Raw genomic sequence first — 11219 nt, forward strand, 5'->3', positions numbered from 1 at the left:
TTCGGGCGAAGCGAACAGAAAAAAACATTGAAGAATGGTATAAGGATGACGGGAAGTGAAAGTGTTGGCAAAAACAAAACAAGCAGAGAAAAGCCCTGCACCGTGGCGTGCTGTCCTGTGCGGGGATACGAAACCGATCTATATTTATTCAGCATACAGTGAAGAAGAAAAAGAAAGATTCCCATATTCAAACGGCCGGCTGATTGCCGCTGTATTTAACCTCAGCTCTTATTCGCAAAAAAGCAATGCCGCCTTGATGGCGGCTGCACCCGAACTGCTGGAAGCGTCTAAAGCAGCTCTTGATTTTCTGAAAGGGAATTCTGTTCTTTCAAAGGAGCGCATCATTCAGCTATTAGAAAAAGCCAAAACAAGCGCTGGACCGGAAAGGGAGGAAAAGATACTTGATCAATCCTAAAAAACTGCTAAACATCGATTCTATCACGCTGGAGAGCCAGCTGGAGGACGGAAAAATCCGAGTGATTATTGTAGACGGTATCAAGCAAGAAGCATGGGTCACAGAAGCGCCGGAGCATGGAAAAACACTCGTCGAAACGAGAAAGGGAGACCTTGCCCGCGTGGATTTTGAAATCGGCTACAAATTAAATTAAAGCAAAAACAGAATACGTCCAAGACGGAAAGCCTGCGGACACTGATCAACTGCACAGCATTTGTGCGTTGATTGGTGTCCGTTTTTTATTGCCAAAAATGAGGAGGATCATAGAATGCAAGACTTACTATTTGAATATAAACGCACGCTAAAACAAACAAGAACACAATATAAACCGCTCGCTGAAGCAGATGAATCCGTGCTCTCAGCTGAAGAGCTGAAGGATAAAAAGATCATCAGAAACATGATTACTGATCTTGAATATGTAACAGAATGGCTTGAAAAAGGAAGACAGCCCGGCATCAGACGGGCGATTGACCGGCGTGATGCGTATCAGCGGCTGATGATCAAGGATCCGAGAATCATCGAATCATTTTCCAGCACAATGATGGTTGAGCCGGACGGACAGGTATCAGAAGAAGACAGAGAAAGAATCCAAGAAGCGTTATCCCTGTTAACGGACAGAGAAAAAGAAATGTTTTTGCTGCATAAGGTAGAATGCTTTTCTTATGAACGGATCGCTGATCTTCTCGGTGTGAAAAAATCGACTGTGCAAACGACCATCAAACGGGCAATCGTAAAGATGCAAAGACAGCAGGAGGAAATGAATCGATCGCTTGCCTGAAAGCTTGTCATACGTTTGCCACCTATAAGTGAATAGAGCATGACACATAAGCGGCTGGCAAGATCAGCTGCTTTTATGAATAGACATCCATGCTGGAGGTGGCGGTGATGCCGTAGCATGAAAACACAACAGCGCGAACAAGCATTAGCAATCTATCAACAACATCAAGGAAAGATCACAAATCGGGCGATCGCGGACACAATCGGCGTTTCCGCGAAAACAATCGGCGTCTGGAAAAAACAAGACAAATGGAAACAGGCCTTGTTTTCTGAAACCAGAAACGAACAAACACAGCGCCGGATAGACAATAATGAATTAAATGAACGCCAGCGGCTGTTTTGCCTGTATTACGTCAAAAGCTTCAATGCCACACAGTCAGCAATTAAAGCGGGCTATTCACCGGACAGCGCCCACGTGACGGGCAGCCGTCTGTTAAAGAATGAAAAGGTCGCTGCTGAAATCAGACGCATTAAAAAAGAAATGGTCAATGAAATGTTTATTGAAGCAATGGACGTGCTGCAGGTTTACATCAAGATCGCTTTTGCAGATATTACGGACTATGTGACTTTCGGAAAAAAAGAGGTCCAGGCTGTCGGGAAGTCGGGACCGCTGTTTGATGAAGATGATAACCCGATTATGAAGGAAATCAGCTTTGTCGATGTCAAAGATTCCGGGCTCGTTGACGGCACCATTGTGACGGAAGCGAAGCTTGGCAAAGAAGGCATCGCCATCAAGCTCGCAGACAAGATGAAGGCGCTCGAGAAGCTGTCCTTATATTTTGATTTGTTTCCGGATCAATTGAAACAAAAAATTGAAAACGAGAAATTAAAGCTTGCCAAACAAAAAGCTGAAAAAACAGATGACAGCCAGGAGCCGATTGAAATCATGATCAAACGAAAAGAGGACAAGCCATGATTGTAAAAGAAATCAACCCTCATTTCGAAGATTATGTATTCAATTGGGAGCAGACGTACCAGTTTCTCGTCGGCGGCTACGGCTCATCCAAAAGCTATCATACGGCATTGAAAATCGTGTTAAAGCTGCTGAAGGAAAAACGGACGGCCCTTGTCATCCGCGAGGTGTTCGATACCCATCGGGATTCGACCTTTGCCTTGTTTCAAGAGGTGATCGAAGAGCTCGGCCTCACAAAGGCTGTGGCATCCCTTTCTTCCCCGCTGCAGCTGCGGTTTCAAAACGGCAGCCGGATCATGTTCAAAGGAATGGACAATCCTGCGAAATTGAAATCAGTTCATAATATTTCATTAATATGGATAGAAGAGTGCTCAGAAGTGAAGTATGAAGGCTTTAAGGAATTAATCGGACGTCTTCGCCACCCTGAACTGAAGCTTCATATGATCTGCACCACCAATCCCGTCGGCACCTCCAATTGGACGTACCGGCATTTTTTTCGGGATGAACGCAATAAACGGTTTGTGCTGGATGACAGCGAGCTTTACGAAAAACGGACAATTGTCAAGGGGGATACGTATTATCATCATTCCACAGCAAACGACAATCTCTTTCTCCCGAAAAGCTATGTGAATCAGCTTGACGGACTCAAGGCATATGATCCTGACCTGTACCGGATTGCCCGCAAAGGCCGATTCGGCGTCAACGGGATCAGGGTCCTGCCACAGTTTGAGGTGCTTCCGCATGACCGAGTAAAAGAACGTATCGCAGCCATCGACAAGCCAATTTTTCGCACAGGCATGGATTTTGGGTTCGAGGAATCCTACAATGCTGTTGTCCGACTTGTAGTCGACCCTGAAAAAAAATACCTCTACATTTATTGGGAGTATTATCAAAACAAAATGACAGATGACAGGACGGCTGAGGAGCTTCGTGAGTTTATTGACACACAGGAATTGATCAAAGCCGACTCCGCTGAGCCGAAAAGCATCCAATATTTCCGCCAGCAGGGCTTTCGAATGGTCGGAGCCAGAAAGTTTCCCGGCTCAAGACTTCAATACACCAAAAAGGTGAAACGATTCAAAAAGATATTCTGTTCGGACCACTGTGAAAATGTCATCTATGAGCTCAAGACGCTAACGTATGCTAAAGATAAAAACGGAGCTCTGATAGAGGATGAATTCACGATTGACCCGCATACGCTTTCTGCCATTTGGTATGCGCTAGATGACTATGAGGTTGCTGATATGAAAGAGACAGCACACAAACGAATCCGGCCGAACCGGGAAAGGAGGAGGTTATAAATGACGCACAATCAAACAGTCAGAGCAACTGTGTTCAAAGCCAATGCCGCCGTACCTCAGACAAAGCAAATCTATGAAGATGACTTTTCTGAGCTGTACGGAGAGGATATTATCGCACCGCCCTACAATATCATCGAGCTTAAAACCATTGCTGAATATTCGACGATTCTTCAGCAATGCATTGATGCGTACAGGGTGAATATTACAGGTTTTGGCTTCGATGTTGAGTACACGTTTGATGTCAACGCGAGTGACGTCGATCAGACGAAAAAGAAAAGAGCGGAAAAAGAATGGGCCAGACTTGAAGCCTTTTATAAATGCCTTCATTTTGACGAATCAGCCGAAATGATTTTAGGCTATGCCATCGAAGACAGAGAAAAAACAGGCAACGGCTTTATGGAAGTGCTTCGCGACGGGATGGGAAAACCGGCGGGCATCGAATATTTAGATGTGAAATATATGCGTGTATGCGGAGCCGGTGAACCTGTTGAGGTCTCATTTGTATATGAAGAAAATGGGAAAATGAAAAGAATCAAAAGGCAAAAACGCTTCCGAAAATATGTGCAAATGATCAATGGAAAGAAAGTATTTTTCAAGGAATACGGCGATCCGCGAAAAATGGATATGCGTACGGGTGAATATGTAAACACATTGGCAGAGAAGTATCAAGCAAATGAAGCCATTCACCTCAAAATCGGAAGCGGCGTATACGGCGTGCCCCGCTGGGTCGGCAATATCGTCAATTTATACGGAGCCCGAAAAGCAGAAGAGCTCAATTTTATGTATTTTAAGCAGGGCCGTCATGTCCCCGCTGCGATCACAGTGGAAAACGGGATGCTGTCGGAAACTTCTTACCGGGAGCTGCAAGAGTACATGAATGATCTTGAAGGCGTGGAAAACGCCCATAAATTTCTCCTGATTGAAGCGGAAGGAATCGCAAAAGAGAAGGATCTCCACGGAGGTGAGGATATTACGCCGGTGTCCGTGGAAATCAAATCCTTGGCGGAAATTCTGCAAAACGACGCTTTGTTTCTTGAATACGATGAAAAAAGCAGAAATAAGCTGCGCTCGGCGTTCCGCCTCCCGCCGCTGTATACAGGAGAGGCCCAGGAATATAACCGGGCGACAGCTGATACCGCTAGAAAAATTACGGAGGAGCAGGTCTTTCAGCCGGAGCGAAAAACGCTTGTGAATAAACTGAACACGCTGCTTTTGCCGGAGCTGAATATTCATGACGTTCGGCTGACATTAAAAGGACCGGACTTTCGTGATCCGCTTGAGATTGCGAAAGTGCTCGGTCCTTTTATTACAGCCGGAGCAGTCTCACCGAATGATTTACGCGATCTTGCCGGACGGGTGCTTGGCAAAACGCTGGAGGAGTGGCCTGAGGAGATTTATAAACGGCCTGCAGGACAGGATGCGGAAAAGACAAACCTGACTGCGCTCATGCAGGAGCTGAAAGAAAGCATCGAAGGGATCAAAACGTCCTGAAGGGAGGTGAAGCAAGCAGGTGGCGCGGGAATTAAGAAATGCCAAAATCAGCTTTGTCAGCTATGTGGACAAGGCGGCTAACCAGACAGAATTTTTCTTTACGAAGTCATCCGGACCTCCGTCATTTGAAAAAAAGGTTCGGCTGTTTACAAAAAGTGAGCAGGATGAACAAAGGCTCGTGTACGGAATCGTGTATGAGCCTGATGTTCCAGATGCCCACGGCGATTTTATGACTGCTGAGGAAATTGAAAAAGCGGCGCACGGCTTTCTCGCCGAGGCACGGGAGATTGATATCAATCACAGCTTTGAAGGCGGAACCGGCGTCGTGGTCGAGTCATATGTGGCGCCCGATGATTTTATGATCGGGACAAAGCAGATTACAAAGGGTTCGTGGGTACTCGTGACGAGAGCATCTGACGAGGTGTGGGAACAGATCAAGGCTGGAATCATCACCGGCTACAGCATGGCGGGCACTGCTGATGTATATGAAGAAGAACCGGTTGAAAAAGCGGGATTCTTCAATGTGTTCAAGCAAATGCTGGCTGACAAAACAGGGAAGGAGACTGAAGAAATGAGAAAAGAAGACATGAAAGAATCATTCGAGCATGCGCTTTACCCTCTGCTCAAACGGCTTGAGCGGATTGAAAAAAATACAGACACGGAGGAAAAGCCGGAGCAGACGGGTGATGACGAGCGTCTGAAAAAGCTCGTTGAGGACATGCTTGCCCCGCTGATTGAACGAATCGAGGCTTTGGAAAAAGCGCGAGGCGCGTCTAAGCAGACAGCGGACGATGCAAGCGGCAATACAGAGCAAGTTAAAAAATCTATCTGGAGCGGACTGCTGTAAAACCAGTCAAAGAGGAGGAAATCAATTGAGAAATCAAGAGATCATTCGGAAAGCGGAAATGTCGCTTTCTGCTTTAAAAAGCGGCGGACTTATGAACCCTGCGCAAGCATCGGCCTTTATCCGCATGGTGCAAAACACGCCGACCATTTTCAGTGAATCCCGCGTGATTCAAATGGAAAATGACTCGCAAAAATTTGAGAAAATCGGCTTCGGCCAGCGTATTCTGCGGGCTGCTCAAGAAGGAAAAGCACTGTCAAATGACGAGCTGACAGTTCCAACGACAAGCACTGTCCAACTGAACACGAAAGAAGTCATTGCGGAAATCAACATTACGTATGACACACTCGAAAACAATATTGAAAAAGACGGCCTTCAGCAGACGATCATGCAAATTTTAGCAGAGCGCGCAGCCGTTGATATTGAAGAGCTGATTGTAAACGGTGATACAGCATCAGCTGATCCGTATCTGGCTCAGCTGGACGGCATCCGCAAACAAGCGGTGTCCCACATCGTTGACATGAACGGTGAAGAACTGTCCAGAGCGACATTCAAGAAAGGCTTAAAGGCTGTTCCACCAAAATATTTGCGTATTCCTCAGGAATTCAGATTTTATACGTCTCACGGCTTAGAAGTTGAATGGAAGGACCGCGTAGCAGACCGCCAGACAAACCTTGGGGACCTGGCTGTTCAGGGCGGTTTATCAACAGCATTCGGCGTACCAGTCAAAGGGGTTTCTAATATTCAGCCGTACACAGTCGGTGAGGGAGATGCGCAATATGACGCTTCTGATATCATTCTCACACATCCAAAAAATATCATTCTCGGCTTCTCCCGCAATATCCGAATTGAAGTCGACAAAGACATCCGCTCCCGTAAATTCATTATTGTCTTAACGGCCAAGCTGGACAGCAAGTTCGAAGAAGAGGATGCCTGTGCGAAATTAATTAACGTAAAAGAATAATAGAAACGGGGTGGTCAGCTCATGCTCATTGAACCATCTGACGTAGCCTCCTATTCGATCTATGATCGGGTGAAAAACAGGCCGGAAGAATTGCTGGCGCAGGATATCATCGAGGCGGAGGCGGAAGCGGCCCTCATCACGGGCCACCGCTTTGAAGACAGCATTTATAACCCGCTGCCCGACAAGGCGAAATTGGCTTTGCTGAAGCTTGCCCAGTATTTTGCGCTTGTAAACAGCGATGAATCAGCCTCATCAAGCTATCAGTCTGAAAAAATGGGGGATTATTCCTACACAATTTCCAAAGAAGGCGGTATTCAGCGGCCAGAGGTGTATCATCTGCTCGAAGAGTTTATCACACCGGGCTATGTCCCTGAGTCCTCCAGGCTGAAGGTGAGGTCTTTATGAGCTATCAGCAGATGCTCATTCATCGTTGCGACATTTATCATGAAGCGGCGCAAGCGCCGTCTGCAGGCCGATTCGGGATTCCTGCAGACAAGCTGCAGCGGGTCATTTCATATCCGGACACACCCGATGAACTAGATGTCCCTTGCTATTTTACTGAAAAAACGCAGCAGCTGATCCAAGAGGAGCCGGATCAAACTGTATATCACAGCTTTCTCGTCCATTTTCCGTTGTCAGCGGATATCCGTGTGAACGATAAAATCATTTGGGAGAATCATAAATATATACTAAAGCTGCCGAAAAGGATCAGACATCATCATTGGGAAGTCATCGCCGTCAGGGATGAAAGCCTGTGAAAATAACGGGACTGAAACAGCTAAACACGTCATTAAAAAAAGCGGCATCAGGCGGCTTTTCACGTCAGGCGTCCCGATGGCTTGAGGAGTGCGGGCAAGATTTTCTGGAGATCGTCCAATCTGAACTCATCAGCACACAAACGATTGATACAGAAAAACTGCTCAGCTCGTTTAAGAAAGGCGCAGAGGACAATCTCTGGATTGTGCAAAGCGGCGGGCTTTCGCTTGAGGTGGGTACACAGCTTGTTTACGCCTCATTTCTTAATGACGGCCATTGGACGTCAAAACAAGATGTGAGATGGGTGCCGGGGCATTTCCAAGGCTCGCGGTTTATTTATGATCCTGCGGCTTCCACGGGAATGGCGCTCAAGAGAAAATGGATCCCGGGCACGAGCTACTGGGATCAAGCGCTGCTTTTATATGAACAGCTGTTTGAAAAATCGCTGGAAAGCAAATTGCGCCAGTGGCTGAAGAAGCTGTAAAGGAGGAGCAGGATGAACAGTGAAACAGGATCGATCATGGCATTTTTGTACAGCCAGTGGTCTGTTCCCATTTATGAACGCGAACTTCCTGATCACTTTCAGGTGCCGTCGTTATACGTCTCATCGCCAACTGTTTTCGAGGAAACAGATACGGTCTCCACGTTTAAAAAAACATACAGTCTCAATGTGAAGCTGTTTCATCATGACTCCGTTCAGGCGCTGGATGAAGCGGACAGGCTCGCGGATGCCATCAGAGAAGCGAGAAATATGGTTCCGCTGCTCAGTGAATCCGGTGAGAAGACGGGGGATACGGTTCGCATCACCCGAATTGAGACAAGGGTAGGAGACAGGGGCGAGGCAGTCATGGTGATCAGGTGGAGCAGCCGATATTATTATCACAAAACAGAACAGCCTGTCTTACAGGATATCGACATGAACAGCGGGGTGAAATAAGCGGTGGCAAAGGACAAACAACAGAAAAAAGCTGTACATACAGAGAGCCGGGAAGCTCTTTTTGATACAGCGGATTTAATTAAGCACGCGAAGGAGCTGTTCGGAGTTAAGCCGGATATCCTTCAGGGGGCTTTATTTGGCGTGGACAAAACACGTATGACGAAATCAGAAGCCAATCAATTGATTCAAACATTTCTAACCAAGGAGGTCATGTCATCATGAATGGCGGAACATTTACAACAGGCAAAGAAAAAGAACGTGCAGGCATTTATTTTAACTTTAAAACGACAGCGCAGGAGCGGGTGTCACTTGGTGAACGGGGGACAGTCGCACTTCCGGTCGCATCAAGCTGGGGCAAAGCGAAAACGTTCGTCTCCATTTCCAGTGTTGAGGATCTAAACAAAAAAGTGGGCCTCAGCATTGATGATCCATCTTTATTGCTATTGCGCGAAGCAAAGAAAAATGCGAAAACGGTATTGATGTACCGTCTAACCGAAGGTGTCCGAGCGTCTGCTGATATTGCTGAAGGCGTCAAAGCAACTGCGGTATATGGCGGAACAAAAGGAAATGACATTATCATCCGCATTAACCCAAATGTGCTGGATGCTGCTTCTTTTGATGTAACAACATATATGGATGAATCAGAGGTTGATAAACAGACTGTCAAAAAGGCTGAAGAATTAACAGCGAACGGCTATGTCACCTTTACTGGAACAGGCGATCTTTCTTCGACGATTCCGCTCACTGGATCAGAAGGAGACACTTCAGCTGAGACACTGAATGCATCTGCAGGAATCCGTTTATCAGGCGGTACGGATAAAGCTCCTGTCAACTCCGACTATACAGATTTCTTAGCCGCGGCTGAAACGGAGAGCTTTGATGTGATTGTACTCCCTGTTGCGGAAGGTGATCAGCTGAAGGCGACATTTGCTGCTTTCATTAAGCGCCTTCGCGATGGCCAAGGACAAAAAGTGCAAGGGGTCACAGCCAATTATGCCGGTGACTATGAAGGCATTATCAACGTAACAGAAGGTGTGCTGTTGGAAGATGGCACGGAAGTTACGCCGGACAAAGCAACGGCTTGGGTAGCTGGAGCGAGCGCAGGAGCAACCTTTAACCAATCACTTACATTTGTAGAGTACGAAGGCGCCGTTGATGTGTTACACCGCCTTGACCACGATACGATTGTTGAACGTCTGGGCAAAGGCGAATTTTTATTCACATTCGACGCCCGCGATAAATCCGTCAGCGTAGAAAAGGACATTAACTCACTCGTTACGTTCACAGCTGAGAAAAACAAAAAATTTGCGAAAAACAAAATTGTCCGTGTTCTGGACGCTGTGAATAATGATTTAACACGAGAACTGAAAGCCTTAATTAAATCAAGAAAAGGCAGCGGAAGCGATATTCCGGCGTCTGAAGACGGACTTCAATATGTAAAAACGATGATTACGCAATACATGACAACTCTTCAGGATGCTGGCGGCATCACTGGCTTTGATTCTGATGAAGATATCACAATTTCAATGAATGAGGACCGTGACGGCTTCTTGATTGATCTGGCTGTACAGCCTATCGACGCAGCAGAAAAATTCTACTTTAATGTGGAGGTAAACTAATATGGCATTAAAAGCACAAAACACAATCTCAGGAAAAGAAGGCCGCTTATTTCTCGATGGCGAGGAAATGGCGCACATCAAAACATTTGAAGCAAACGTCGAGAAAAACAAGTCTGAAGTAAACATTATGGGCCGCCGCATGACAGGCCATAAAACAACAGGGGCAAACGGGACAGGAACAGCAACGTTCTATAAAGTCACATCAAAATTTGTGATCCTGATGATGGACTATGTCAAAAAAGGCAGCGACCCTTACTTCACACTCCAAGCTGTCCTGGATGACCAATCCTCCGGACGAGGCACAGAGCGAGTCACCCTGTACGACGTCAACTTTGACTCTGCTAAAATCGCAAGCCTTGATGTCGATTCAGAAGCGTTAGAGGAAGAAGTTCCATTTACTTTCGAAGACTTCGACGTGCCTGAAAAGCTTTCTGACACGTTTTAATCAAAGCTGAACCAGCCATACCGCAGACCTTTCTTAGAAAGGTCTGTTTTTCACATGATGAAACCAATTAAAAGATAAGGGAGTTTTTTACATGAGCGAGAAGAACGAAAACGTATATGATCTTTCCTTTTTTATGCCGGGAAAAACAATTGAAGCTGAGGAAATCAAAGTGCCGATCTCAAAGCGTTTTGTTGATAAAAAAGGGAATGTCATTCCGTTTATTTTAAAACCAATTACAACTGAACGAATTGATGAATTGGAGAAAGAAAATACCACATTTAAAAATGTGAAAGGCCGCGGTCGTGTCAAAGATTTAGACTCCCAGCGCTTTTACGCGAGAATAGCCATCGAATCCACTATTTATCCTGATTTTCGTTCAAAAGATTTAAGGGAAGCATACAAAACAGCGGATCCTGTAGAAGTCGCCAAACGTGTACTATCTGTTGGGGGAGAGTATGCAAACTGGCTGAATAAAGCAATTGAAATCAATGGTTTTGAGGATGATCTTGAAGATCTAGAAGAAGAAGCAAAAAACTAGTAAAGGATGGCGAAAAGGAAGCTGTGTATTTGTATTATGCAATGCATGAGCTTCATTATTCGCCATCCCAGCTTCTTGAATTATATGAAGCACCCAAACACTATAAAGCTCTTTTATACGGGTTGATAGGATATAAGCTAGATCTATTAGAAAAAGAATCAAGGAGAGGAGGGAATTAAT

At 45.9% G+C, this 11219-nt stretch carries 17 protein-coding genes; all 17 read left to right on the forward strand.

The features are described 5' to 3' along the window. Positions 1-55 precede the first annotated feature (55 nt). The 17 genes from M0696_RS06855 (at position 56) to M0696_RS06935 (ending at position 11218) form a co-directional block, all read left to right on the forward strand. Positions 56-415 (forward strand): phage portal protein, encoded by a 360-nt coding sequence (locus M0696_RS06855; protein WP_222142649.1) that lies wholly within the window; start codon positions 56-58, stop codon positions 413-415. After that, a complete protein-coding gene (locus tag M0696_RS06860; RefSeq protein ID WP_166853544.1) occupies positions 402-608 on the forward strand; it encodes an XtrA/YqaO family protein in 207 nt (68 codons plus the stop codon). The genes M0696_RS06855 and M0696_RS06860 overlap by 14 nt, the downstream gene beginning before the upstream one ends. Positions 609-722: 114 nt before the next feature. After that, complete coding sequence (locus M0696_RS06865) at positions 723-1232, forward strand: sigma-70 family RNA polymerase sigma factor (RefSeq protein ID WP_166853543.1); 510 nt, start codon at positions 723-725, stop codon at positions 1230-1232. Between the two features lie 117 nt (positions 1233-1349). Further along, positions 1350-2147, forward strand: a complete 798-nt coding sequence (xtmA, locus tag M0696_RS06870; RefSeq protein ID WP_166853542.1) for a phage terminase small subunit — start codon at positions 1350-1352, stop codon at positions 2145-2147. Beyond that, positions 2144-3445, forward strand: a complete 1302-nt coding sequence (locus tag M0696_RS06875; protein WP_248602632.1) for a PBSX family phage terminase large subunit — start codon at positions 2144-2146, stop codon at positions 3443-3445. The genes xtmA and M0696_RS06875 overlap by 4 nt, the downstream gene beginning before the upstream one ends. Then, positions 3446-4936, forward strand: a complete 1491-nt coding sequence (locus M0696_RS06880) for a phage portal protein (RefSeq protein WP_222142651.1) — start codon at positions 3446-3448, stop codon at positions 4934-4936. 19 nt (positions 4937-4955) lie between these two features. After that, positions 4956-5783, forward strand: a complete 828-nt coding sequence (locus M0696_RS06885) for an XkdF-like putative serine protease domain-containing protein (RefSeq protein WP_166853539.1) — start codon at positions 4956-4958, stop codon at positions 5781-5783. A gap of 25 nt (positions 5784-5808) precedes the next feature. Then, positions 5809-6744, forward strand: coding sequence for a phage major capsid protein (locus tag M0696_RS06890; RefSeq protein WP_003220578.1), 936 nt, complete (start codon positions 5809-5811; stop codon positions 6742-6744). 21 nt (positions 6745-6765) lie between these two features. Continuing rightward, positions 6766-7149: a protein YqbG gene (yqbG, locus tag M0696_RS06895; RefSeq protein WP_222142652.1), complete on the forward strand. Its 384-nt coding sequence runs from the start codon at positions 6766-6768 to the stop codon at positions 7147-7149. After that, a complete protein-coding gene (locus M0696_RS06900) occupies positions 7146-7502 on the forward strand; it encodes a YqbH/XkdH family protein (protein WP_166853536.1) in 357 nt (118 codons plus the stop codon). The genes yqbG and M0696_RS06900 overlap by 4 nt, the downstream gene beginning before the upstream one ends. After that, the gene (locus M0696_RS06905; RefSeq protein WP_248602633.1) at positions 7499-7984 is read left to right on the forward strand and encodes an HK97 gp10 family phage protein; all 486 of its coding nucleotides are present in this window, start codon (positions 7499-7501) and stop codon (positions 7982-7984) included. Before M0696_RS06900 ends, M0696_RS06905 begins: the two co-directional genes overlap by 4 nt. 12 nt (positions 7985-7996) lie before the next feature. Then, on the forward strand, positions 7997-8437 hold the full coding sequence (locus M0696_RS06910) for a phage tail terminator family protein (protein ID WP_248602634.1): 441 nt from the start codon (positions 7997-7999) through the stop codon (positions 8435-8437). 3 nt (positions 8438-8440) lie between these two features. Beyond that, positions 8441-8659, forward strand: a complete 219-nt coding sequence (locus M0696_RS06915; RefSeq protein WP_166853533.1) for a YqzN/YkzM domain-containing protein — start codon at positions 8441-8443, stop codon at positions 8657-8659. Further along, positions 8656-10056, forward strand: a complete 1401-nt coding sequence (locus M0696_RS06920) for a phage tail sheath family protein (protein WP_248602635.1) — start codon at positions 8656-8658, stop codon at positions 10054-10056. The genes M0696_RS06915 and M0696_RS06920 overlap by 4 nt, the downstream gene beginning before the upstream one ends. Before the next feature lies 1 nt (position 10057). Further along, positions 10058-10501, forward strand: a complete 444-nt coding sequence (locus tag M0696_RS06925) for a phage tail tube protein (RefSeq protein WP_003239114.1) — start codon at positions 10058-10060, stop codon at positions 10499-10501. Between the two features lie 91 nt (positions 10502-10592). Beyond that, positions 10593-11039 (forward strand): phage tail assembly chaperone, encoded by a 447-nt coding sequence (locus tag M0696_RS06930; protein ID WP_003232676.1) that lies wholly within the window; start codon positions 10593-10595, stop codon positions 11037-11039. A gap of 29 nt (positions 11040-11068) precedes the next feature. After that, the gene (locus tag M0696_RS06935; protein WP_222142655.1) at positions 11069-11218 is read left to right on the forward strand and encodes a hypothetical protein; all 150 of its coding nucleotides are present in this window, start codon (positions 11069-11071) and stop codon (positions 11216-11218) included. The last annotated feature ends 1 nt before the right edge of the window (position 11219 follow it).

Source organism: Bacillus rugosus (assembly GCF_023238245.1).
Taxonomy (GTDB): Bacteria; Bacillota; Bacilli; order Bacillales; family Bacillaceae; genus Bacillus; species Bacillus rugosus.

Bases quoted from the DNA above. Each gene is read 5' to 3' on its own strand.
- M0696_RS06865 (WP_166853543.1), top strand. From the start codon at position 723: ATGCAAGACTTACTATTTGAATATAAACGCACGCTAAAACAAACAAGA.
- xtmA (WP_166853542.1), top strand. From the start codon at position 1,350: ATGAAAACACAACAGCGCGAACAAGCATTAGCAATCTATCAACAACAT.
- M0696_RS06875 (WP_248602632.1), top strand. From the start codon at position 2,144: ATGATTGTAAAAGAAATCAACCCTCATTTCGAAGATTATGTATTCAAT.
- M0696_RS06880 (WP_222142651.1), top strand. From the start codon at position 3,446: ATGACGCACAATCAAACAGTCAGAGCAACTGTGTTCAAAGCCAATGCC.
- yqbG (WP_222142652.1), top strand. From the start codon at position 6,766: ATGCTCATTGAACCATCTGACGTAGCCTCCTATTCGATCTATGATCGG.
- M0696_RS06900 (WP_166853536.1), top strand. From the start codon at position 7,146: ATGAGCTATCAGCAGATGCTCATTCATCGTTGCGACATTTATCATGAA.
- M0696_RS06910 (WP_248602634.1), top strand. From the start codon at position 7,997: ATGAACAGTGAAACAGGATCGATCATGGCATTTTTGTACAGCCAGTGG.
- M0696_RS06920 (WP_248602635.1), top strand. From the start codon at position 8,656: ATGAATGGCGGAACATTTACAACAGGCAAAGAAAAAGAACGTGCAGGC.
- M0696_RS06925 (WP_003239114.1), top strand. From the start codon at position 10,058: ATGGCATTAAAAGCACAAAACACAATCTCAGGAAAAGAAGGCCGCTTA.
- M0696_RS06930 (WP_003232676.1), top strand. From the start codon at position 10,593: ATGAGCGAGAAGAACGAAAACGTATATGATCTTTCCTTTTTTATGCCG.